Source organism: Flavobacterium sp. UMI-01, from assembly GCF_019656315.1.
Lineage (GTDB): Bacteria > Bacteroidota > Bacteroidia > Flavobacteriales > Flavobacteriaceae > Flavobacterium.
Map to the genome: position 1 here is coordinate 42,544 of NZ_BPLU01000008.1, position 22,074 is coordinate 64,617.

General features: G+C 33.6%; 25 protein-coding genes. 14 read left to right on the forward strand and 11 right to left on the reverse strand.

Going from position 1 to position 22,074, the window contains the following annotated elements; genetic code table 11:
- The first annotated feature begins 50 nt into the window (after nucleotides 1-50).
- The 7 genes from K5R64_RS17135 to K5R64_RS04540 all read left to right on the forward strand — a co-directional run bounded on the left by K5R64_RS17135 (nucleotide 51) and on the right by K5R64_RS04540 (nucleotide 3,130).
- Nucleotides 51-176 (forward strand): hypothetical protein, encoded by a 126-nt coding sequence (locus tag K5R64_RS17135; RefSeq protein WP_255580300.1) that lies wholly within the window; start codon nucleotides 51-53, stop codon nucleotides 174-176.
- A gap of 15 nt (nucleotides 177-191) precedes the next feature.
- On the forward strand, nucleotides 192-626 hold the full coding sequence (locus K5R64_RS04515) for an SRPBCC domain-containing protein (protein WP_220761354.1): 435 nt from the start codon (nucleotides 192-194) through the stop codon (nucleotides 624-626).
- 130 nt (nucleotides 627-756) lie between these two features.
- Nucleotides 757-1,116 carry a DUF2200 domain-containing protein gene (locus tag K5R64_RS04520; protein WP_220761355.1) on the forward strand — a complete coding sequence of 120 codons (360 nt, stop codon included), beginning with the start codon at nucleotides 757-759 and terminating at the stop codon, nucleotides 1,114-1,116.
- Nucleotides 1,117-1,196: 80 nt separating this feature from the next.
- The gene (locus tag K5R64_RS04525) at nucleotides 1,197-1,436 is read left to right on the forward strand and encodes a hypothetical protein (RefSeq protein ID WP_220761356.1); all 240 of its coding nucleotides are present in this window, start codon (nucleotides 1,197-1,199) and stop codon (nucleotides 1,434-1,436) included.
- A gap of 10 nt (nucleotides 1,437-1,446) precedes the next feature.
- On the forward strand, nucleotides 1,447-2,193 hold the full coding sequence (locus tag K5R64_RS04530) for a YafY family protein (RefSeq protein ID WP_220761357.1): 747 nt from the start codon (nucleotides 1,447-1,449) through the stop codon (nucleotides 2,191-2,193).
- 22 nt (nucleotides 2,194-2,215) lie between these two features.
- Nucleotides 2,216-2,752 (forward strand): dihydrofolate reductase family protein, encoded by a 537-nt coding sequence (locus tag K5R64_RS04535; protein ID WP_220761358.1) that lies wholly within the window; start codon nucleotides 2,216-2,218, stop codon nucleotides 2,750-2,752.
- A 3-nt stretch (nucleotides 2,753-2,755) separates the two neighbouring features.
- Nucleotides 2,756-3,130, forward strand: a complete 375-nt coding sequence (locus tag K5R64_RS04540; RefSeq protein ID WP_220761359.1) for a VOC family protein — start codon at nucleotides 2,756-2,758, stop codon at nucleotides 3,128-3,130.
- 34 nt (nucleotides 3,131-3,164) lie between these two features.
- Here K5R64_RS04540 and K5R64_RS04545 read toward each other — a convergent pair whose 3' ends face one another.
- The 7 genes from K5R64_RS04545 to K5R64_RS04575 all read right to left on the reverse strand — a co-directional run bounded on the left by K5R64_RS04545 (nucleotide 3,165) and on the right by K5R64_RS04575 (nucleotide 6,538).
- Nucleotides 3,165-3,650 carry a DUF305 domain-containing protein gene (locus K5R64_RS04545; RefSeq protein ID WP_220761360.1) on the reverse strand — a complete coding sequence of 162 codons (486 nt, stop codon included), beginning with the start codon at nucleotides 3,648-3,650 and terminating at the stop codon, nucleotides 3,165-3,167.
- 38 nt (nucleotides 3,651-3,688) lie between these two features.
- Nucleotides 3,689-4,219: a hypothetical protein gene (locus K5R64_RS04550; protein ID WP_220761361.1), complete on the reverse strand. Its 531-nt coding sequence runs from the start codon at nucleotides 4,217-4,219 to the stop codon at nucleotides 3,689-3,691.
- Nucleotides 4,220-4,230: 11 nt separating this feature from the next.
- Entirely contained in the window at nucleotides 4,231-4,566 is a 336-nt protein-coding gene (locus tag K5R64_RS04555; RefSeq protein WP_220761362.1) for a hypothetical protein, read from the reverse strand.
- The gene (locus K5R64_RS04560; RefSeq protein WP_220761363.1) at nucleotides 4,553-4,942 is read right to left on the reverse strand and encodes a hypothetical protein; all 390 of its coding nucleotides are present in this window, start codon (nucleotides 4,940-4,942) and stop codon (nucleotides 4,553-4,555) included. The genes K5R64_RS04555 and K5R64_RS04560 overlap by 14 nt, the downstream gene beginning before the upstream one ends.
- A gap of 8 nt (nucleotides 4,943-4,950) precedes the next feature.
- Nucleotides 4,951-5,220 (reverse strand): YtxH domain-containing protein, encoded by a 270-nt coding sequence (locus K5R64_RS04565; protein WP_220761364.1) that lies wholly within the window; start codon nucleotides 5,218-5,220, stop codon nucleotides 4,951-4,953.
- A gap of 421 nt (nucleotides 5,221-5,641) precedes the next feature.
- Nucleotides 5,642-6,091, reverse strand: coding sequence for a response regulator (locus K5R64_RS04570; RefSeq protein ID WP_220761365.1), 450 nt, complete (start codon nucleotides 6,089-6,091; stop codon nucleotides 5,642-5,644).
- 21 nt (nucleotides 6,092-6,112) lie between these two features.
- Nucleotides 6,113-6,538 carry an OsmC family protein gene (locus K5R64_RS04575; protein ID WP_220761366.1) on the reverse strand — a complete coding sequence of 142 codons (426 nt, stop codon included), beginning with the start codon at nucleotides 6,536-6,538 and terminating at the stop codon, nucleotides 6,113-6,115.
- Between the two features lie 670 nt (nucleotides 6,539-7,208).
- On the opposite strand from K5R64_RS04575, the gene K5R64_RS04580 reads away from it, so the two are divergent.
- The 5 genes from K5R64_RS04580 (at nucleotide 7,209) to K5R64_RS04600 (ending at nucleotide 13,445) form a co-directional block, all read left to right on the forward strand.
- Nucleotides 7,209-8,225, forward strand: coding sequence for a helix-turn-helix domain-containing protein (locus K5R64_RS04580; RefSeq protein ID WP_220761367.1), 1,017 nt, complete (start codon nucleotides 7,209-7,211; stop codon nucleotides 8,223-8,225).
- Between the two features lie 248 nt (nucleotides 8,226-8,473).
- Nucleotides 8,474-10,273: an FAD/NAD(P)-binding protein gene (locus K5R64_RS04585; protein WP_220761368.1), complete on the forward strand. Its 1,800-nt coding sequence runs from the start codon at nucleotides 8,474-8,476 to the stop codon at nucleotides 10,271-10,273.
- Between the two features lie 160 nt (nucleotides 10,274-10,433).
- The gene (locus K5R64_RS04590) at nucleotides 10,434-12,563 is read left to right on the forward strand and encodes a catalase (RefSeq protein WP_220761369.1); all 2,130 of its coding nucleotides are present in this window, start codon (nucleotides 10,434-10,436) and stop codon (nucleotides 12,561-12,563) included.
- A 76-nt stretch (nucleotides 12,564-12,639) separates the two neighbouring features.
- Nucleotides 12,640-13,092, forward strand: coding sequence for a PA2169 family four-helix-bundle protein (locus tag K5R64_RS04595; protein WP_220761370.1), 453 nt, complete (start codon nucleotides 12,640-12,642; stop codon nucleotides 13,090-13,092).
- A gap of 197 nt (nucleotides 13,093-13,289) precedes the next feature.
- Nucleotides 13,290-13,445: a DUF1328 family protein gene (locus K5R64_RS04600; protein WP_220761372.1), complete on the forward strand. Its 156-nt coding sequence runs from the start codon at nucleotides 13,290-13,292 to the stop codon at nucleotides 13,443-13,445.
- Nucleotides 13,446-13,604: 159 nt separating this feature from the next.
- Here K5R64_RS04600 and K5R64_RS04605 read toward each other — a convergent pair whose 3' ends face one another.
- Nucleotides 13,605-14,675: a DNA topoisomerase IB gene (locus K5R64_RS04605; RefSeq protein ID WP_220761373.1), complete on the reverse strand. Its 1,071-nt coding sequence runs from the start codon at nucleotides 14,673-14,675 to the stop codon at nucleotides 13,605-13,607.
- A gap of 248 nt (nucleotides 14,676-14,923) precedes the next feature.
- Here K5R64_RS04605 and K5R64_RS04610 point away from each other — a divergent pair, with 248 nt between their 5' ends.
- Both K5R64_RS04610 and K5R64_RS04615 read left to right on the forward strand, forming a co-directional pair.
- Nucleotides 14,924-15,409 (forward strand): ferritin-like domain-containing protein, encoded by a 486-nt coding sequence (locus tag K5R64_RS04610; protein ID WP_220761374.1) that lies wholly within the window; start codon nucleotides 14,924-14,926, stop codon nucleotides 15,407-15,409.
- Nucleotides 15,410-15,554: 145 nt separating this feature from the next.
- Nucleotides 15,555-17,012, forward strand: coding sequence for a glycoside hydrolase family 130 protein (locus tag K5R64_RS04615; RefSeq protein WP_220761375.1), 1,458 nt, complete (start codon nucleotides 15,555-15,557; stop codon nucleotides 17,010-17,012).
- Between the two features lie 328 nt (nucleotides 17,013-17,340).
- Here K5R64_RS04615 and K5R64_RS04620 read toward each other — a convergent pair whose 3' ends face one another.
- The 3 genes from K5R64_RS04620 to K5R64_RS04630 all read right to left on the reverse strand — a co-directional run bounded on the left by K5R64_RS04620 (nucleotide 17,341) and on the right by K5R64_RS04630 (nucleotide 21,972).
- Nucleotides 17,341-19,656 (reverse strand): glycosyltransferase, encoded by a 2,316-nt coding sequence (locus K5R64_RS04620; RefSeq protein ID WP_220761376.1) that lies wholly within the window; start codon nucleotides 19,654-19,656, stop codon nucleotides 17,341-17,343.
- 195 nt (nucleotides 19,657-19,851) lie between these two features.
- On the reverse strand, nucleotides 19,852-20,394 hold the full coding sequence (locus K5R64_RS04625) for a hypothetical protein (protein WP_220761377.1): 543 nt from the start codon (nucleotides 20,392-20,394) through the stop codon (nucleotides 19,852-19,854).
- A 36-nt stretch (nucleotides 20,395-20,430) separates the two neighbouring features.
- Nucleotides 20,431-21,972 carry a DUF748 domain-containing protein gene (locus K5R64_RS04630; RefSeq protein WP_220761378.1) on the reverse strand — a complete coding sequence of 514 codons (1,542 nt, stop codon included), beginning with the start codon at nucleotides 21,970-21,972 and terminating at the stop codon, nucleotides 20,431-20,433.
- Between the last annotated feature and the right edge of the window lie 102 nt (nucleotides 21,973-22,074).

Sequence of the window (22,074 nt, forward strand, 5' to 3'; positions counted from 1 at the left end):
TTGCATTAATTGGAGCTCCAGCACGAAGAGCTCTAGAATGAGAAAATATTTTGACATTAGAAGAGTTGGCCAAATGGAGTGAAAAAGAAATTATCAATCTTCACGGCATGGGAAAGAGTACCATTACTAAACTTCAAACATTATTGGTAAATAATGAATTAGAATTTAAAAAGTAAACTAGAAATTTTAAAATGGAAAACAAAAATGTAATAATCGAACGCGTTTTTAATGCTCCTATTTCTTTGGTTTGGAAAGCCATAACTGAAAAGGAATTATTAAAAAAATGGTATTTTGAGGTGAGCGATTTTAAACCCGAAATAGATTTTGAATTTGAATTCTCTGGTCAGGGTTTGAAAGGTGAAAATTACCTTCATAAATGTAAAATTTTAGAAGTAGAACCTTTACGAAAATTAAAACACAGTTGGACTTACGAAAATTTTGAGGGTTATTCTACAGTTACATTTGAGCTTTCAGAAGAAGGCAATAATAAAACGAAAATACAATTGACACACGAAGGACTGGGTTCTTTCCCAACATCCAATCCCGATTTTGCCAAAGAAAATTTTGTCAATGGTTGGACATATCTTATTCATACCGCCTTGAAGGATTTTGTTGAAAAAAACTAATAATTCAGACGCAACCAAAAAATATTTTTTCATCTTATAATATATCCAAATTTGTGGAGTAAAAGATCCCTTTTGGAATACGTGGTGGATAACCGCAACAAAAGAATAAATTATCAAATCCGTAACTAAAATGAACGATAAAAATATTCAGAGAGTGTACCAAATGTCATTTGCCAGTGTGTATCCGCTTTATATCAAAAAAGTGGAACGAAAAGGTAAAACCAAGGCAGAAGTTGACGAAATTATCTTTTGGCTAACAGGTTATGACGAAAAATCTTTACAAGAGCAAATTGAACATAAAACCAATTTTGAAGACTTTTTTGCCCAAGCACCGCAAATGAACCCTAATGTTTCTAAAATTACAGGAGTTATTTGTGGCTATCGGGTAGAAGAAATTGAGGACAAAGTCATACAACAAGTACGTTATTTGGACAAATTAATTGATGAATTGGCCAAAGGCAAAAAAATGGATAAAATTTTGAGAAAATAAATGGATAAGTAAAAAAGACTGTCAAAGGGTTGTCACTTCCATTAAGTTTCTTTGTAGTATAAATCTAATGTTTGTTTAAAATGATTGAAATTTACAGAACCAACATCATCAAAGAAGAAGATGCTCAGCAAATGCTAAGGCAACTTCGGCAGTTTTTTCCCCATTATAAAATTGACTTCGACCTTGAAGATTGCGACCATATTCTAAGAGTTGAAACTTTTGAAGAAACATTAGACAATGACGCTATTCTAAGAGTGGTGACCGATGATGGTTTTTACATCGAAATTCTATCAGATGAAATTCCGTTTTTAAAAGTTTAAAAAGCATTGCATGGCTTATACTGATAACATTTCGAGACTATCCCGATTGACGGCAATTCATTTAAAATTACAGTCTAATTTGTATGTCTCGGTAGAACAACTGTCGGAACATTTCAATATTAGTATTAGAACAGTCTATCGAGATTTGGCGGCGCTTGAACAAGCCAATGTGCCTATTATTAATGTTGAAGGAAAAGGCTATACGCTGATGGATGGCTATAAAATTCCGCCCGTAATGTTTACTGAATCAGAGGCAAATGCACTCATTTTTGCTGAAAAAATGATGGCAAAAACCAAAGACGAATCGCTGATAAAAGAATTCAACAAAGCCATTGAAAAAGTAAAAGCGGTACTGCGTACTGACGAAAAAAATAAAGCCGATTTTCTTTCTAATAGAACTATCATTGGAAAAAATTGGGAAAATGAAAAAACAAGCAATCATTTGTCCACCATTCAACGCGCTTTGACCAATTTTGAAGTTCTTAAAATTGCTTATGCAAAAGAATCAGATACCCACCCAACTGTAAGAGCTATCGAGCCTTTTGCCATTTACCATAGTTTTTCTGAAGATTGGATTCTTGTGGCTTGGTGTCGCTTGCGAAATGAATTTCGGAATTTCAGAATCGATCGAATGCAAACCGTCATTTGTTTAAACGAAAAATTTACTCCCCATCAAATAACTATGGAAGAGTATGGTGAAATCCAACGTCAAAACTATTTGGACGGAAATTGTCCTGAATCGAATCCTAATCATTAAATAGATATAAATTGATTTTTCTATGCGAAAATTATCCCTTTTTATTGCAAGCAGTGTTGATGGGTATATTGCTAAACCCAATGACGATTTAAGTTTTCTGAAATTAGTAGAAAAAGAAGGCGAAGACTATGGCTATGCCGCATTTACGGCAACGATTGACACTATTATTATCGGCAGAAAAACGTATGATTATGTGGTCAAAGAAATTGGCTCTTCACATTACGATAATGGTAAAAATGACATTTATGTTATCACTAGAACAGAAAAGCCTAGTAGGGGTAGCGTAAAATTTTATACTGGGGAGGTAACAGAATTAGTAAATAAATTAAAAAGCGAAAACGGGAAAAATATTTACTGTGATGGTGGAGCCGAAATTATCAACGAACTTTTAAAAAATGATTTAATAGACGAACTTATCATTTCCATTATTCCAATTTTACTAGGTAATGGAACTCGGTTATTCCAAGACGGAAGGCCAGAGCAATTATTGGATTTGGTGGAAGTAAAAACTTTTGATACGGGACTTACTCAATTGCATTACAAACGAAAAAAAGAATAAAAGATGGATACTCATTTTGAAGCAGGGATTAATATTGCAATAAAAATTCCGAAAAGTAAATACGAAAAAACGGTAGCTTTTTATAAAGACATCTTAAAACTAGAAGTCGAAGAAAAGCCGATTAGTAATCCAACTGTTTCTAGGACGCATCAAGTAAAATTTGGTCATAATATCATTTGGTTGGACTGTGTGGACAATTATACCCAGTCCGAAACTTGGTTGCAACTTACCGTACCTAATATTGAGCAAGCAACGGAATATTTAGTGTCAAAAGGAGTCGAGACTTGTGACGAATTGGAAGAACTTTCACCCAATATGCATTGGATTCAAGATCCTTCAGGAACAGTATTCAATTTGCAAGAGAGGGTTTTGAAATAAATAGTTTTTTAAAGAAGATTGTCCAAAAGCAGGACTATTTAGAAGATTGTTCTAATCGTTCAATCATCATTTTCATTTCTTCAATTTCTTGTCGTTGGGCGTTACTAATTTTCTCGGCTAATTTTTTAACCTCTGGATCTTGTAAATCCGCTCTTTCACTGGTTAAGATTGCAATTGAATGATGGGGTATCATGGCTTTCATCCAAAGAACATCTTGAACAAGTGGTTTTTGAGCGCGAACTAAAAATAAGGCACTCACAAAGAGTACTATACTGCAGGTAATAATAGCGCGGTTCTTCCTTTTGTTAGGATACATTTTTTTCATAAAGAACCACATAATAAGTGCCATACATGCTATTCCCATACCACTCATATACAAACGAGTCAAACTGAAATAAACATGATCAATTGAATAGCTATTAAAATACATCGTGATGTACATAGCACAAAAAGAGACAAATAACATTATTACAAATTTTGTGTAGTTTCCTATTTCTGTATGGGACTGGCTGTGATTCATAATTAGTTTTTTTAAAATTATTTTAAAAAATAGAAAATTTATAAACTAAATCCATAAGCTAATCGAAGCATAATTTGGCCTAAACCATCATCCATCACATTGTCTTTGATGACAGGAAAATCTTTTAGAAATTCATATCGTACGCTGATATCAACATATTTGGTCGCATATCCAATACTAGGACAAAATAACATGGAATTTTCTTGGTAAGCTTTGGTGGTCGAAAAAGCGCCTCCAATTTCTCCCATGACATAAAACTCATTACTGAATATAAAAGTTTTATACCCTACTTTGACGGGAATATATCCAAAATTTGGTGCATCATTCTTGACAAATAAATTGTTATAACCCGTGGTAAAACAAATGGAATAGGTCTCCGAAATGTTGTATTGCAATCGGGTATCAGCGCCTAGGTTAAAACGATATGGCTCGTTAAAAGGCAAACCAGTGTTAAGACCAAAACCTAATTTCAAATTTCGTTTATACGTATCGTTATTTTGCTGTGCCTTGCTATTTTGTGAAAAAACTAAAACACAAATTAGAATTATAAGAGAGAATGTTTTTTTCATATTTTGTGTCTTTAAGGTTGTTGAACTTTTTTAGAAATAAAATGGGTTACAGCATATTGAAAAAGGTAGCCCATTATTTTCTTGACTGTTGATGTTGATTTTCCAATGACAATTTTTTTGGATACATATCCTCCGATAAGACTGGTAATGATTTGTAAAATATTGGATTTTACTTCTGGAAATTGTTTGAGGTCTTCGAGAGTGCCATTCAAAATATTGATGGGTTTCATACTGGTAAGTGTATGATGCATTTGGATTTTGAGTTCATCAAATTTCATTGCTTTTTCTACTTCTAAGCGGGCAATGGCTTCGTCTAATAGTGTATTTTGATTTTTATACGATTTCATCTTGTTCCGTGTTTGAGTGGGTTGAAACTGTTTTTGTTTTCAATAATTTGGCAATAACTAAATTGGTTATGGGAACCTTTATCAATGGATCTTTATAGTGTTTTATAATCACAATTAAGAGCAGGTAAAAAGCTGCCACTACGGCATAACCGAGATAATCCTTGCCTAAAATTTCTCCTAAATACAAGCTTAAAGCAATGTTGACTAATAGTATAAACATTACAACAAACATAAATATCACTATTCTAGAGACTAGAGATGATAGTACATCAGCTGTTTTATCAATTGAATTGAGTTTAATTAATTCGATATTAATATCAGCATACTCCTTAGCTTTCTTATATAATAACTCTATGTTTGCTGTAATTGTTTCCATTTTACTTCTTATTTAGTGATTTGTTGTTTGGCATTGTTAAATTCTTCTTTTCCTTCCTGAACCAATTCTTCGGCTTTTGTAAGCATTGAATCGTATTTTTCTGAAAAGGTGTCTAATAATTCTTTGATACTATTTATGATAGACTGTTTGGTGTCATTGCTTTTGTCAGCAATTTTTTTTCGCGTATTTGTTCCTTTATCTGGAGCAAATAAAATTCCTATGGCAGCTCCTACGGCTACGCCTCCTAATACACCTATGATTGTTTTACTTGTTTTCATTTTTCTTCTTTTTATGGATTATTAATTTTATTGTTTGTTATTGATTTAAAGGGATACACCTTTTAGGCTTTGGTCAGCACGGATGCTGTGCTTTTTCATTTGAGTCCTAGCGAATCCTGTTCTTTTTGGATTGTAATGTTTGGTAAATACAACACTATTTTTTAGGAAAAGAACAAATTATAAATAGGACTGTAACGTTGTATTGTTAAATAAACCAACACGACCAAATTAGCGACGACGTTTTCGATTTTATTTTTCATAATAATTTAATTTTCTAAGTGAATTTCATTTTATTATTGCTACATAACAAAGGTGCAATTCATTATTAATCTGTTTATTATAAAATATGTTCTAAATTTTACAGAATTGCCATTCTGCTAAAAAAACAATCTCTTCGCATAAGAACCTCTACTGGAAGCAATCAAACAGTAGTGATGACAAATGAAGTGGAATCCGATTCATTGGTTTGTTTTTGATGGATGTACGCTAAACTTTTGGCCAATAGTTTTTTCAATTTATCAAAGGATTCGGGTTTGATTAAGTACCAATTGGCGCCTTTCATTTGTAATCGATACGCTGTTGTTTCATCTACATAGGTAGAATAAATGATAATCGGAATTTTGGAGAATTGAGCTTCAGTTCGAATGTCTTCAATACATTCTTCACCATTCATTAAGGGCATATTTAAATCCAAAAAGATGGCATCCGGCAAAATGTTTTCGGCATCCAAAAGGTCTTCCATAAGCGATACACCATTATCAAAATCCTTAATGATTACAGGTATATCAATCTCGTCCAAAGCTTCTCTAAAAAACATACGATCTTCTTTGTCGTCATCAACTAGGTAAATGAGAAAGGGTTTGTGTAACATGATAGTGTGAGTTTAAAGCAATCAATTACTATGATTTTCTAAATGGGCATCCAAACTAATTTCTAAACTTTTATAGGCTTTACTTACTGGGCAATTCTCTTTGGCCTGTTGTGCCAGTTCTTGAAATTTTTCTTCTTCGATGGCTGCAATTTTAGCATTCACGGTGAGTTGGGATGTTGTAATGACACCATCTTCCAGCGTAATTTTACATTTGGTTTCTATTACTTCCGGAACAAAACCCGCTTTAGTTAAATCAGCTGTGAATTGCATGGTAAAGCAACCTGCATGAGCGGCTGCCATTAATTCTTCAGGATTTGACCCTGTCCCTTCTTCAAATCGGCTATGATAGGAGTAAGGCATATTGTCTAATGCTTTACTTTCTGATATCAAATAACCGTTTCCTTCTTTTAAATTTCCGCTCCAAATGGCTGTTGCACTTCTTTTCATAATGGTATTTTTTAATTAAAAATGTATTGTATTTATTCTGTCCCAAAGTCTTGACATATAATTGACAACTTAACTGTAGGAGTTGTAAAATAGTTTCCAGTGATGTAGTTGTCAATGGGGATCCTTTTTTTTAAAATTCTTTGGTTATAAAATTACAGGGATGAAAAGCGTCGCATTAACTCAAACAAAACCTATTTTAACTGAATCAAAAAAAAATAAAGCATTACCATTTCTTCTATATAAAGTTTCACAAAGTTGGAATCAAATGATTTAAAAGCGTTACTTGTTTTTTTCTCCTGAGTGAATGTTTTCTATTCTAATACGTTAATATAAAATAAGATAAAGTTCTTACGATTATAATTATATAAAACAACCCTAAAATTATATAACATGTTGTAGGTTATGTTATTGCAACTTTGTAGTAATCCGCATAAGGAATAATTAATACTATCAATCAAATGAAAAATATAAATATAAGCACAGGACAAAACGCCATCGTAAGAAGAACTTTAAGTCTTCAAGAATTTATTATCGAATATTTGAATCCTACCAAAATCAAAGATTTGAAAATTGCCATTAAATCATCTAAAAAGATAATGAAGTAAAGCAATACTGTTTGAATAGTATAAAGCCCCTTATTTATTGAAACATTAAATTTAAACGTATTAAAATGAAAACAATAGCAATCACTTCAAATTGTCTCTCCCAAGTTTTTAAACAATTGCAAATGCAAATAGGCGGTGAGCTGGAAGAAAAATCAAAAGAATATAAACTCAAAATCGATAACGAAATAGGTAAAGGATTCATTATTGGCATAGCAATAGAACCTGCCATTTGTTACATTGAATACGAAATTGATTTTAACGAGGATGTTTCACTTACTTATCGACAAGACAATTCCAATGCGATTCATTTTGGGTATTGTTCCAAAGGGCAACTTGTGCAAAAATTTGGTGAAAATGGAAAAAAGAACAAACTCAATCAATTTCAAACCGGAATATTTTCCAATTCTTCGAGCCAAGCTAATTATTTTAGTTTCAACAAAAATCAAGAAGTAAAAGTATCTATGGTTACTGTTGATACCTTATCTGTTCATGACTCAGAATTGAGAGAACAATTGAAAAATACGTTTTTGAAAAATAAAGAAAACGGTCAATTGGCTTATGTAGGTTCTTTGAATTTGAAAATTTTTGAAAAAATAGGCATTCTTAATACCATTCATCAAAAAGGACTGGTTCGAAATCTATTGATTAACAGTACGGTGTATCTAATTTTAGCCTTGGAAATAGAACAACATAAGTATGATTTAATAAAGGCCGATACAAATTATAATTCACTAACTCCTTCTGAAATGGTCATGGTAAAGTCGGCTTCAGAGCATATCAAATCCAATCCTGAAATTCAATACAGTCTCAAATACCTGTGCAGGAAATTTGGCTTGTCCCCATTCAAACTCCAAGAAGGCTTTAAGATTTTGCACAATCGCACGGTTGCTGATTTTATAAAAAATGTTAGAGTAGAAGTAGCCGAAAATTTGATACGCACCTCGGAACTCAATATCACTGAAATTGTTTATACCGTAGGTTTTACGAGTAGAAGTTATTTTTCTAAAATTTTTAAAGAAAAATACAACTGTAGTCCAAAACATTATCAAAATCATCAAAATAAATTTGCTATTACAGCTTAGTAAATGAAACAGGCTGTCTAATAATGAAGAGTGCCAACGGTAGCTTCACTTAGGATATCATAAAGTAGTTTGTAAGCTACTGTACATCATATTGACACTCTTAAAAACGTTATAGACAGCCTACTTTTTTAAAATTACGTATTCCTTTTTCATTGTCGCAAGACTTAAAAATCTAATCCATTCCTAAATGCCATGATGTATTTTAAGTCTGTTTACCCTAGATTAGGATTACGCCGGAATCATCAAATATGGAAAAAAATCATCTCGCAATAATAGGTTCAGGTCCCACAGCATTATATCTTCTAAAACATATTGCTACTAATAGCGCTATTCTTAAAGAACAAATTAGTAGCATTACCATTTTTGAAAAAAGAGGTTATATGGGCATGGGAATGCCTTATACACCTGAAACTACTGATGTATATAATTTGGCTAATATATCTTCGGAAGAAATTCCTGAGTTGACGCAATCTTTTGTTAATTGGCTAAAAACCAAAGACAAGGAGCAATTAAAAAAATGGAATATTACTGCTTTTCCAATAAGTGAATCCGAAGTTTATAGTCGCTTAGCGTTAGGGTATTATTTTCATAATCAGTATCAAAAAATAATTTCCCAACTCAAAGCCAAGGGTTTTACCATCGTTGAATTGCCCAATCATAAAGTAACGGATGTATTAGTGAATAAGGAAGTGGACGAAATTGAGGTAAAAGTGGGTTTGGTTTCTTTTTTGTTTTCCAAAGTCGTAATTGCAATGGGACATCATTGGAGTAAAAAAGATCAACCTGAAAAAGGATATTATGCGTCTCCATGGCCCATAGCTAAACTGTTACCTAAAAAAAAGCATTTCTACAATTATGAAATAGGGACTTTAGGCGCATCATTGAGTGCTTTAGATATTGTTACTTCATTAGCTCATCGACATGGTAAATTCAGGAAATCAGGAAAGGGACTCACTTATCATTTAGCTCCAAGTGCCAAAGGTTTCAAAATCATATTGCACTCGGCTGAGGGATGGCTCCCACATTTACAATATGCTCAAAGATTGCCTATCAGAGAAGTGTATAGGCATACCACACGAGAGAAAATACTTTCCTTAGTCAATAAAGAGAATTTTCTGGAATTGGAAACTTTTTTTGACGCCATTTGCCGTCCAGCTTTAATCAGTGCTTTTAAAAAGGACCAAAAGCCTACTATGGTAAAACTTATGAAAGATGCTGATTTTACGTTTAAAGATTTTGTGATTGCGATGTCGCAGAGACACCATTATTCCAATTCATTTGAAGGCATGAAGGAAGAAAAACGTTCGGCTTTAGACTCTGTTCAAAACAATGCTCCTGTTCATTGGAAGGAAACACTTGATGACTTGATGTATTGTCTTAATTTTCATTTAGAGTTAATTAGTGCCGAAGATTATCTTTTTTTTACCAAAGAAGTAATGCCCTTTTTGATGAATGTTATTGCGGCATTGCCTTTAAAATCGGCAAATATCGTACTAGCTTTATATGAAGCGGGTTGTATTGAATTGGAAGAGGGAAAAGTTGAAATTTTGGAAAGCGATAGCTCCCAAACCATCATCCAAATAGAAGATTTAGAGGGCATGATGACCACCAAAGCTTATTCTCTCTTTATTGATTGTAGTGGAGAAGCACCTATTGATATAAAAAAATATCCTTTTCAGTCCATGGTAAAACAAGGAGTGGTGCGTAAAGCGAGTAGAAAATTCCAAAAAACACCAAAAACGAAGGGCATACCAACTTCTAAAACCATTTATTCCAAAGGGGGCGGCACGTATTTATATCCAGGCGGAATCGATGTTGATGCCACCTACCGCATTATAGATAAAAAAGGAAAAGCACAATCTCATATTTATGATGCTAGTTTTCCTCATATCATGGGAACGAGGCCTTACTCCTTTGGTATTCAAGCGTGTCATGCGACCAGTTTGATAATAGTACAGTCTTGGTTAGAGTCAAATAACGATAGCGAGGAAGAAAGTGCTAAAATAGAGCAGATTACAAAGGTATATGAAGGGAATGGAAATTTATAGTTAGTTTTTGGGTTACAGCTGAAAACAAATGCTTTAGAGCACTTAAAATAATGCATTGGGTTAATTACAGTGTTTCTTTTTTTAGAATTTAGACCTCAAGAATTGTAGAACACAATTTGAGCGTAATCTAATTTCAATTCAACTGTAAAAATAGCATCTCATGGAAAACCCAAAAAAAGATTCAAAGAAAATCAATGATTTAGAACAAAATTATAAAAATCAAGAAAACACCACCCTAACAACGAATCAAGGGGTAAAGATTAACGATACAAACAATTCCTTAAAAGCTGGAGAACGTGGCTCGACTTTGTTAGAAGATTTTTTACTTCGCGAAAAAATAACCAGTTTTGATCATGAACGCATCCCAGAGCGAATTGTTCATGCACGAGGAAGTGCGGCTCATGGTGTTTTTGAACTCTATGAAAGCATCGAACAATATAGTAAGGCAGGAATATTTACCGATGTTAATCGAAAAACTCCAGTATTTGTACGCTTTTCAACGGTAGCAGGCTCAAAAGGCTCAACTGATTTAGCTCGCGATGTACGTGGATTTGCTGTAAAATTTTATACCGAAGAAGGCACTTGGGATTTGGTAGGAAATAATATGCCTATCTTTTTCATTCAAGATGCGATGAAATTTCCTGATTTGGTACATTCGGTTAAACCAGAACCTAACAAAGAAATTCCTCAGGCAGCATCGGCTCACGATACTTTTTATGATTTTGTCTCCCGAACTACGGAAACCCTTCATAACCAAATTTGGTTAATGAGTGATAGAGCGATACCAAGAAGTTTCCGTATGATGGAAGGTTTTGGAATTCATACGTTCAGACTGATTAACGACAAAGGGGAATCTCATTTTGTAAAATTTCATTGGAAACCTAAATTAGGTGTGCATTCCGTAACTTGGGATGAGGCTGTCAAAATAAGTGGAGCCGACTCTGATTTCCACAGACGCGATTTATGGGACGCTATCGAAGCTGGGCATTATCCAGAATGGGAACTGGGTATCCAAATCGTTCCGCAAGAAGACGAATTCAAATTCGATTTTGATTTGTTAGACCCCACCAAATTAATTCCTGAGGAAATGGTTCCAGTAAAAATCATTGGGAAAATGACTTTAAATAGAAATCCTGAAAATTTCTTTGCCGAAACTGAGCAAGTGGCGTTCCTGCCAGGACATATCGTACCGGGTATTGATTTTACAAATGACCCATTATTGCAAGGACGATTGTTTTCCTATCGAGATACCCAATTATCTCGTTTAGGAGGCCCTAATTTCCATCAAATTCCAATCAACCGACCAATTGCTCCCGCAAATAACAACCAACGTGATGGAATGATGCAAATGGATATTGTCAAAGGACAAACGGCTTATTTTCCTAATAGTTTGGGCGGAGGTTGTCCTCATTTGGCTAAAATTGCTGAAGGCGCTTTTGATTCGTATGAAGAACGCATTGATGCCAAAAAAATCAGAACCAGAAGCGAAAGTTTTAATGACCATTTTTCGCAACCCGCCTTGTTTTACCGTAGTTTATCTCAATATGAGCAAGAGCATGTTGCTGAGGCTTACACCTTTGAATTAGGGAAATGCATGCATTCCGAAATTCAAGAAAGAATGCTGTGGCTTATTGCTCAAATCGATGAAGATTTGGCTAACAAAGTAGCAAAGGGATTAGGACTTGAAGTGCCAAAATCGATCGAACAACCTATCAATCAAGCTATAGGTGCTGATGCTGATATTCAAAAACAGCAACCTCCCAAAAAGAAAATTTATCTAGACAAAGCACCTACTTTGAGCCAAGCCAATACCAAATTTGATAGTATCGCTACACGTCAAGTAGCTGTTTTAGTAGCAAAGGGTTTTTCGATGAAAAACTTTAAAAAAATGACTGATGTTCTCGAACAAGAAGGGGCTGTAATTAAATTGATTGCCCCTCACGGTGGGAAGGTTATCTGTGATGAAAATATGGAACACAAGGTGGATGCTGCCATCATGACGACAGAGAGCGTTCTCTTTGATGCTTTATATATTCCAGGTGGAAAAAAAGCAGTAGAAAGTTTAAAAAAAGAATCCAAATTCATCAAGTTTATCAATGAAACGTTCAAACACTGCAAAGCCATTGCAGTGGATAATGAAGGCGAAGACCTTATCAATGAGAGTTTTGTAAAAGACTACAAGGATGACAAAGCTGTTTTTATCAATAAAACACCTGAGGATTTTGTCAAAGCCATGGCAAAACACCGCAATTGGGACCGAAGAACTATTGTTAAAAATATTCCTGTATAAATTCTAATAAACAAACGATGTCATGCAGTGGGCATCGCAAAATAAACCATTGCTAACTTTAATACTTAAATAAATTATGGAAAAGTTCACATCTCCCTTACGTATAAAATTAAATAACTTACTTGAAAGAATTCATGATGGGGAAAAAGGTTTTAAAAAAGCATCAGAACACACAGATCATCTTTTTTTGAAAAGATATTTTGAGAAAAAATCCAAAGAGAGGTATGATTTTGTGAATGAACTCAAAATAGACATCAGTATGTACGGTGTGCATGATGATGATAGTGGTAGTTTTGAAGGTGCGGCGCATCGAACATGGATGGATATAAAAGCCCTTTTCTCTATGGATAATGACGAAGCCATGCTTGAAGCTGCCATAACAGGTGAAAAAACTGCATTGGAAGATTACAATGACATCCTAAATGATCATCACTTGCCTTTGAGTACTCGTTCCATTTTGCTCAAACAAAAAGAAGCCATCGAAGATGATTTAAGAACAATCAAAAAATTAGAAGATTTGAAGAGCTAATTTTTAAAACAAGAATTCAAGAAAGAGAGGTAATAAATCCTCTCTTTTTTTTAACCAGAAAGATTCATTTAAGCATTTGCGTTAGTATTTAATTTTATTGGAACAATAAATAGTTGGTATCTAAGCTATATTTGAATGAGAACCAAAAGGATAGATGTCCTTTTATAAAAAAATAGAAACCTTAAAACCTTATCATTATGTTACGTTGGACCGTTATATTCATCATTTTGGCAATTATTGCCGGTGTATTAGGTTTTGGCGGAATTGCCGCTGGAGCAGCTAGTATAGCCAAAGTATTATTCTTCATTTTCATCATATTATTTCTCATTTCAATAATAAGAGGAAGAGCATAGAGAAAATTACTTAATTAAAATTAAAAAAACAACCAAGGTGAATTTGTAATGAATTCACCTTTAATTATTTATATGGTAGCGTATTGTCTTTGATGACACCTTTTAAAATGGGATTTGGCTCACAATGTGTTCGATAAATCTTTCCAGTAGTATTTTGTTTTAGGAGAGTTCATATTTTTTAAAAAGCTTTAAAATCTCAGTTTCTGATGGCGAAAAATAGGAATCTATTGTAGTACTTTTTTTGACTTTATTAAAAATCCGATTCAATTTTCCATCTTCATACCCTTTTACAATAACAGGATGTACATAATATTTTCGGCATACGGTTTTAGTATTACCTAATGCTTTGGCGGTTTGCTCGTATGCTTTCAAAATATTTTTTTTGATTTCGTCCTCAGATTCGGCTTTTTCTAATTCAAGTAAACTATCAAAAAAAGTCACAGAGCCAGACCATGTCCTAAAATCTTTGGCGGTAAATTGTGCACCACAAATCTCCTGTAAATACTCATTTATATGATGGCTTTTAATCGTTTTTCGTTCGCCATTTTCATCGATGTATTTGAATAACTCCCAGCCTGGTAGCTCTTCACAGCGATTGACTAATCGAATCAGTTTTTTGTTGCGTACCGTAATGGTATGCTCTTTTCCTTTTTTACCCACAAATTGAATTTTCATTTTGTTGCTACCCATCGTAATATGTCTTTTTCGCAGGGTGGTTAAGCCATAAGATTTGTTTTCCTTTTCATAATAACTGTTCCCAATCCGAATGTGAGTTACTTCCATCAACCGAATGACTAGAGCAATTACTTTCTCTTTAGGCCAACCTCTTTTGTTTAAATCGGTTTCAATTTGTTTTCTTAAAACAGGTAACTTTTTGCCAAAAGCATGCATTTTATAAAACTTGGTTTTATTTCGAAGTTTATTCCATTGTGGATGATAGATGTATTGTTTTCGGTTTTTGATATCCCTGCCTACCGCTTGCAAATGGCTATTTGCTACGCAACTGATTTTCACATCATCCCAGATGGGTGGAATCACTAAGCTTTGGATGCGCTCAAGCTCTTTCTTTTTTTGAATCTCTTTTCCACTTTTAAAATAAACAAATTTCTTTCCTTGCTTTTTTCGGACAATAGCCAAATCGAATTCGTGAGTATATTGAAGGTCGTAATTTGAAATTACCTCATCAATAGAAGGAATAGGAGTGGGGGATTTTACTTCTTGCGTTTTCATGTTACCAAATTGAATTTTTTTGATGCAACTTTTCATGCCTAAACCCACTAAATGTAAGCTTGAAATGATGAAGAAATTAATGCAATCAAGAAAAAAATTGATGCAAAAAAAAACGAATCGATTTTGAGCCAAAGGAGAACAAATTTTTAAGACAATTAAGCAATTGAGTTAAGATTTCTTTTTTTACGATTAATTCTCCTTTCGATTTGTCAATACCTTTAAACTATTAATTTTTAAATAGATATAACATGAAAACTTTAAAAGATTTATTTGAACATCAGTTAAAAGATTTATATAGCGCAGAAACCCAATTGATTGATGCGTTGCCAAAAGTGGCTAAAAAAGCAAGCGACAGCAAATTGAAAAAAGCCTTTGAAGAGCATCTGGAAGAAACCAAAAATCATCAATCGCGTCTCGAAGAGATTTGCGAAAGTTTAGGTTTTTCTCCAAAAGGGGAAACGTGTAAAGCCATGAAAGGACTTATCAAAGAGACCGAAAGCTTTATGGACGAAGCTGATAATAAGGAAATTATGGATGCTGGACTCATTGCTGAAGCTCAACGTGTAGAGCATTATGAAATTTCAGCCTACGGTACAGCTGTACGTTATGCAAAAGAATTAGGGCATGATGATATTGCAGTTACCTTGCAAGAAACCTTAGATGAAGAATACAATGCTGATAATACCTTAGACAAATTAGCGGAAAGTAGTCTGAATCAAAAAGCAGTAAAGTAACCCTTTAACTGCTCTACTACCTATTAAGAAAGCGATAAGAACGGGTGTTCTTTCCTTCTTGATAGGTAGTATTTTTTATAATTCGTTTTATTTCATTTTTAAAGTTTTATTTCCAATTAGAATCACTTCCTAAATCAAAATTACTATGGCAGTACCAGTAATTCGTAAAGACCTTTATTTTAGACCCGATTCCAGCCGAGTGGTAGCTCGTTTTTTTAATAATGGTGATGCAAGAACCATCAAACTCGTCCATCGCATCATGAGTTTAACTGAAGAAATGGTCAAGCAAGAACTTGAAATAACCTTTAATGGTTTTAGAGGAAGACATCGAAACATTTCTGAAATTTTTCTAAAACACGCTAATAATTATAGAAATTTGATTCATTCGATAGGTATCAATTATGATGAGTTGTCTATCGAAAGACGTCTTTTAATAGGCTCTTATTCCACCTTAGAATATTCCTTGGAAGCGGCTGCTTTGTTCAATCCTTCGATTGTAGAAGATTTTGATCAATCTTTTTTATCCGAAGGTGAGAAAAGAGTGATATTGTCATTCAGAGCTACTGGTGAAGGCCATTTATCTTCGATTGTGTTTCGAAAAGGAATTTTAGACGCTTCCAACAATCTTAAAATGATGGAACCGCAACAACATATTGACCTTCCTACTATCACAAAGAAAAAATCCTATAACAAAAAACGGTTCATGAAAAAAATGGAAGAAATGAACATTCCAAAAGAGTATTCAGACCCCATAATGAACGTTTTGCCCAACCGATTTGAATATTACACTTTGAAAGAGGCCGTCAGAAAGTTAATGAAATTGGACATGGACGAACAGAAAAGAAAAGCGCTCAAAGAAATGACTTGGCTAGTAAACTCTTACTACGACATTCAGTTTCATGAAGACTCTAAAATTTCCGGACGTGCCATTTTACCTATTTCTTCTTCTGAAAGTCGCGGTATCGAGGACGCTCGTTTCGTACGTTTTACGGATGATGACGGCACAGAAACAATTTATGCCACTTATACCGCCTACGATGGTTTTACCATCTTGCCCAAATTGCTGGCGACAAAGGATTTCGTCAATTTTAGGATTATGCCCATGCATGGTTATGGAGCACAAAACAAAAATTTTGCCCTTTTTCCTCGAAAAATAAAAGGAAAATATGCAATGTTAGCCAGAATTGATGGCGTCAACAATTACCTTTTTTATTCGAATAGAATTACGCTTTGGAATGATCCTATCAAAATCCAGGAACCTAAATTTCCATGGGAGTTTACTCAAATAGGAAATTGTGGTTCACCGATTTATACCGAAGAAGGTTGGTTAATCATTACGCATGGCGTGGGACCTATGAGACGCTATTGCATTGGTGTTTCTTTATTAGATTTAGAAGACCCCACTAAAGAAATTGGTCGATTAAAAGAACCTCTTTTGACTCCTTTAGAAGAAGAAAGAGAAGGATATGTCCCCAATGTGGTTTATTCTTGCGGAAGTCTTATTCACAACAATCATCTGATTTTGCCTTATGCTGTATCCGATTATGCCTCTTCTTACGTTACGATAAATTTGGATGATTTATTAGCAGAGTTGAAAAAGTAATACACTGCACCGATTGGAATTTATTCTCAGTTTTAATTATTATATAAAGTTCTATTAGTATTAGGAACGTATTTTTTTACATAAAAAAAGTTTATTGGGAGCAATTTCAATAATCCGTTGGGTGAAATTAATCAGATTCATTTAAAAATGGCTATTCTAATTTAAATCTAAAGTTATTTATACCTAACATGTCAGTCTGAGCCTGTCGAAGACTTCATATATGATACATTTCGACAAGCTCAATGTGACAATAGGTATAAAATTAACCATTAAATTAATTTCACCCAACGGGTTTCAATAAACTTTTTTTATGTTCTCTTATCAAATTTTAGACCTCTTCAAAAGCCAATCGAGCTAATAAATAACTGATGGTAGATTCAGCACCTTGATTCAAATTTACATTGAATTCTTCTAATCCGTCGTGGCAACCGCCTGTACAAGGATTGTAGATAATTTGCTTCAAGTGATTGTGCCCCAAAAACCAATTAAAAGCAATTTCTATTTTTTCATCATAACCTTCTAATGGAAACTCGGCATGAAATTGTTTCAAAGCTAAAATGGTGTAAGCCACATCTATAGGTTGTTCCCCTCCAGGTTTTGTGTTATTGTCATCAGTTCCTTTAAGCAACCAATTTTGATTTGATATTACTCTGATGTAATTGTTTATGAAAATTTTGGACAGTAAAAAATCAAACGATTCTTTGGCAACTTCTTTGAATCGAATCTCTCCAGTTGATTTCCAAGCGTATAAAAGCGCTTCTGGCAGTACACTATTCCCATACGTAAGATAGGGTTCAAACCATTTCCAGTCCTTTTCACAATTGTATTGATATAGTTCCATTAATTTTTGCGCTTCTTTATTAATAATCTCTGTTATCGTTGGATTATTCTCTTTTTTATTGAAAAAATGCAGGCCTTTTATCGCAAATGCAAGCGCACGAGGAGAATTGAAACGAAGCAATTCTAAACTAAAATAATTGATACTCCATCTGATATTTTGAAATAAGGTTGTATCAATATCAATGCTCTCTTCTAAACAATTATAGGCATATCCCAAAGCCCAAATGGCTCTACCATTGGAATCTTCTAAATTCACTTCGTTATTTTGTTTGGTGAATTTTTTGTCTTTATCTACATAGTTCAAAAACAGGCAATTATCGCGCTGGCATTTTAATATGAAATTGATGTAGGTTCGCGCTAATTTCAAATGTTCTGGATTTTTAGTAAATCTATAATTTTCACAAACCGTAATAAGAGCTCTCGCATTATCATCCAAAGTGTAGCCTGAATCTAAATCAGGAGTGTTGATTTTCGAAAATTGGATGATACCCACATGAGTTGTCATGGCTACCAAATGTTCCAAATTTATCTTTGGTTTTTTATATTTTAACGAAACGGGTTTTCTAATCGTTTCGCAAAAAATATGCCCATGGGAAATAGCAGCATTTTCCCAAGAAGTAGATGAAGAAGTATGCAAACCTTTCATTTTCATATTATACATTAATTCTTCATCTTTCAATAATCCATTGAGTTTTTCGGCCAATTGCTTGGAATTTCCAAAATCAAACAACAAACCTTCTCCATCCCGTAATACTTCCATCGCATGGGGAATGGGAGTTGAAAGAATAGGACAACCACAGCTTACTGCATAAGAGAAAGTCCCACTTACCGCTTGATTAGGGTCTTTGGAAGTAAACACATAACAATCTGCTAATTGCAAATATTCTAGCAGTTCAGGAAGTGGTACAAACTTATTTACAAACTGTACATGATCGCCTATTTTTAGTTCGTCAACCAAGGCTTGTAAACCTTCCATATAGGCATTGCCTTGTTCTTTGAATAAAGTAGGATGGGTTTTACCTACGATAAGAAATAGAATTTCAGGATGCTCTTTACTAATTTCAGGCAAGGCTTTTAAGGTTGTTTCGATACTTTTCCCTGGCCCTAAAAAACCAAAGGTAGCAATCACTTTTCGTCCCAAAACATTGTATTTTTCTTTGAGAATTGCTTTGTCCTGATGTTTTACTAAGTGCGTACCGTGAGACACTATTTTTATTTTATTTTCGTCAACTCCGTAGGTGTTTTTTAATAACTCCGCTGAGGATTTGGTCATCACAGTAACGGTTTCTGCCAGAGCCACTAGGTCTTTAACATTTTTCTCTAATCCTTGATTCGGATGCGGTAAAACCGTATGGAATGCAATTATGATAGGTTTAGTAATGGCTTCCAAAAATGCGAGTAAAGAATCTTCATTGTTTTTGAACAAACCAAATTCGTGTTGAATCATTACGATTTCAATATTTTCATCTGAATTGATGGTATTCGCAACTGATTTATATGAGCTGACATCATCAGTAGTTAAAACGAAATCCACTTCTTCTGAATTGTAGTGATGTCTATCCGTACTATTTTCGATGGCACCAATTCGAACATCAAAACAATTGTCAAATTGATTGTCTAATGCCGTTTTTAAATCGTATGTATAAGTGGCAATGCCACATTCTCGGGGAGGATAAGTTGCAATAAGTACTATTTTAGGAATAGGTGTCGATTTTTTGTTTGGAATACTAATTTTACTTCTTACTTTACTCTTTTGTAAAGGCATTGCAATGACTTTACTTTTAATATCTTTTTCGGTTCTCATAGGGCTAAAATTTTGTTTCTACTTACATGATTTTCAATGTTTAAAATGATATAATACATTTCAATTGCAACCAAATTTACGGTTGTAACATTGAAGCTAATTTAGGTACTTAGAATGCCTATCATTAGCTTTAAAGAGAATTTTCTTAACCCAATCAAATCAAAAAATTGAGTTTTTAATTCGATTTAAAAAAGTCTATTCATCAAACTCTTTTTTGATATTCGTTTTATCGGCCAAAGGATGGTTGTGCATGCCTAATCCTATAATTTTGATGATACTCACGATGGTATTATAAAGCATCAAAACCACCACGATAAGTCCTGAACTTAAAATGCTAGAAATCGCGAGAGAGGTATAATAGATAAAATTGAACCAATTATTTGGCACCGTATCTGACTCTGTTAAGGGTAGATTTAAAATTAAAAAGGAAATAATGGATGCAATAAAAACGATGGTATCCAATTTGGCTATTTGGAGCACCTGTAAATAGTAGTCTTTTTTTAATTTTGATTTGGAATTCGAACTAATACTCAATACCGTTAACAATAAAGCGAGAATGGTTGCCGAAGCCAATACAATGGTATTGCAAAGTGTATTAAGCCCGGAAAGTGATTTTTTGATTAGAATTTTAGCTTCATAACCACTTAATTCCCCTAAAAGAAAAGTTCCTAATAAAATGATGAAGAGCGAAATTATTCCGCCAATCAAAGCTCTTTTGGTATGATTACTAAATGCCATATTTCATAGTTTTTTAAGCAAAATGATATTCTTTCGCTATTTTTCATTTCCAGTGAGGGTATCTACAATACCGCTTTTTACATTAATCCACAAATAATTAAAAAAGGACTTCGTAGCATCCCGTTCAGCCTCAATCTCACCTATGCGAAAGTCATTTGGTTTGGTGTCTGAATCGTTATGTATAAAAATATTCCCAATGGCGGTCAAAAACGTATTAATCTTATTGCTGTTTTTTCGTAAAATTTTGAAATTAAAATCGTCGTATTTCATTTTCATTTTACCTTTTGAATGCGTATGATTTCCGTTAAAACTGAAATACATTTGTTCTAATGTTCCTTCGGCTATCGCATTCAAATTAGGTTTAAAAAACGGATTTAAACGCGTTGCATCTAAACGATGAACAGAACCCGTAACACTAAAAGCATCCGAGGAATTGTTGACATCAAAACTCCAATTCAATTTCAATGGCGCTGTTCCCATCAGTTTTGACTGAACTTTAATTTCAGTTTTTTTAGCCTTTTTAAGATTCGAAATGGCATACAAACTAGCATTTACCTCATTAAAAAAAAGTTTCCCTGCTTGTTGATTGGGTTCCACTAATTCGGCATACGAAATATACCCTTTTTTTATGTTTAATTCCTTAATATTCAAATCAAAAGACAAATCCCGTAACGACTTACTGTAAAGTGGTTTTACCCTCATGTCATCGGCAATAAGTTTGTCTCTGTAAATTTCTAAATGCGGTTGTATCAATTGCACTAATGAGGAAGTCACAGCTACTCGTTTTTGGCCATAATCAAAATCAAATTTTTTGAAAGAGATTTTTGGAATTTTCAAATTGATGTAATCGCGTTCATTTTTTAGGTGTTTCGAAAGCTCTTTTTTAGTGTACTTGGGTACTATTTCAAAATTAGTGGCTACCAGATCTTTCTTTTCAATCCACAAAGAATCCATAGTGATTTTTGAGAATGCATTATTGTCTAATATTATATTTTGGGCATCCAATTTATAGTTTTCAAATTTCAATGGAAAAGCATCCTCTGAACCTAAATTTAACCGACTTTCAAAAAGCTTAAAATCAAAGGAAGGCATTGATAGTTGGATGCTGTCTTTGCTTTTTCGTAGTATTTGAAAAGCTCCATTTGTAATACTAAATTCTTTGATTTTGATAAATTGTAAACTTTGGTCACTAGGAGTTTTATCAGTTTTTTTAGTGTTTACTTTTTTATAGGGATAAAAAGTAACAGTAGGCGCTTCAAGATTTAGATTTTTTACAGAAAGTGTTTTGTTAAACAAAAGCTCCCAGTAACCTACACCTTGCAGTTGTAGCTTTTTGGTTTTTAAAATAGTATGATATTCTAATGAATCATGACTTTTTAATTTTAATTCGGCATTATGGACACTCACAGTTCCCAACAGAATAGCGATATCTAAATCAGTGTATTTTACAGCTAATGCAGAAGGGAGTTTCTTTTCTATACTGTTTTTAATATAATTCTTTACCCTTCCCTGAACTGTAAAGACGGTAGCTATTACTAAAAACAGAAGCGATAAAAAAATAAGATATTTCTTATTCAAAATTTTTATGTTTTTACTTAATAAATGAATGAGATATTAAAACAAATAAAGGGTAAACTAGGGGAAGGGATTAATCCAATCGCAAATTTTAATAACACATTT

Coding starts and splice junctions, on each gene's coding strand:
- K5R64_RS04515 (WP_220761354.1), top strand. CDS start 192: ATGGAAAACAAAAATGTAATAATCGAACGCGTTTTTAATGCTCCTATT.
- K5R64_RS04520 (WP_220761355.1), top strand. CDS start 757: ATGAACGATAAAAATATTCAGAGAGTGTACCAAATGTCATTTGCCAGT.
- K5R64_RS04525 (WP_220761356.1), top strand. CDS start 1,197: ATGATTGAAATTTACAGAACCAACATCATCAAAGAAGAAGATGCTCAG.
- K5R64_RS04530 (WP_220761357.1), top strand. CDS start 1,447: ATGGCTTATACTGATAACATTTCGAGACTATCCCGATTGACGGCAATT.
- K5R64_RS04535 (WP_220761358.1), top strand. CDS start 2,216: ATGCGAAAATTATCCCTTTTTATTGCAAGCAGTGTTGATGGGTATATT.
- K5R64_RS04540 (WP_220761359.1), top strand. CDS start 2,756: ATGGATACTCATTTTGAAGCAGGGATTAATATTGCAATAAAAATTCCG.
- K5R64_RS04545 (WP_220761360.1), bottom strand. CDS start 3,650: ATGAATCACAGCCAGTCCCATACAGAAATAGGAAACTACACAAAATTT.
- K5R64_RS04550 (WP_220761361.1), bottom strand. CDS start 4,219: ATGAAAAAAACATTCTCTCTTATAATTCTAATTTGTGTTTTAGTTTTT.
- K5R64_RS04555 (WP_220761362.1), bottom strand. CDS start 4,566: ATGAAATCGTATAAAAATCAAAATACACTATTAGACGAAGCCATTGCC.
- K5R64_RS04560 (WP_220761363.1), bottom strand. CDS start 4,942: ATGGAAACAATTACAGCAAACATAGAGTTATTATATAAGAAAGCTAAG.
- K5R64_RS04565 (WP_220761364.1), bottom strand. CDS start 5,220: ATGAAAACAAGTAAAACAATCATAGGTGTATTAGGAGGCGTAGCCGTA.
- K5R64_RS04570 (WP_220761365.1), bottom strand. CDS start 6,091: ATGTTACACAAACCCTTTCTCATTTACCTAGTTGATGACGACAAAGAA.
- K5R64_RS04575 (WP_220761366.1), bottom strand. CDS start 6,538: ATGAAAAGAAGTGCAACAGCCATTTGGAGCGGAAATTTAAAAGAAGGA.
- K5R64_RS04580 (WP_220761367.1), top strand. CDS start 7,209: ATGAAAACAATAGCAATCACTTCAAATTGTCTCTCCCAAGTTTTTAAA.
- K5R64_RS04585 (WP_220761368.1), top strand. CDS start 8,474: ATGGAAAAAAATCATCTCGCAATAATAGGTTCAGGTCCCACAGCATTA.
- K5R64_RS04590 (WP_220761369.1), top strand. CDS start 10,434: ATGGAAAACCCAAAAAAAGATTCAAAGAAAATCAATGATTTAGAACAA.
- K5R64_RS04595 (WP_220761370.1), top strand. CDS start 12,640: ATGGAAAAGTTCACATCTCCCTTACGTATAAAATTAAATAACTTACTT.
- K5R64_RS04600 (WP_220761372.1), top strand. CDS start 13,290: ATGTTACGTTGGACCGTTATATTCATCATTTTGGCAATTATTGCCGGT.
- K5R64_RS04605 (WP_220761373.1), bottom strand. CDS start 14,675: ATGAAAACGCAAGAAGTAAAATCCCCCACTCCTATTCCTTCTATTGAT.
- K5R64_RS04610 (WP_220761374.1), top strand. CDS start 14,924: ATGAAAACTTTAAAAGATTTATTTGAACATCAGTTAAAAGATTTATAT.
- K5R64_RS04615 (WP_220761375.1), top strand. CDS start 15,555: ATGGCAGTACCAGTAATTCGTAAAGACCTTTATTTTAGACCCGATTCC.
- K5R64_RS04620 (WP_220761376.1), bottom strand. CDS start 19,656: ATGAGAACCGAAAAAGATATTAAAAGTAAAGTCATTGCAATGCCTTTA.
- K5R64_RS04625 (WP_220761377.1), bottom strand. CDS start 20,394: ATGGCATTTAGTAATCATACCAAAAGAGCTTTGATTGGCGGAATAATT.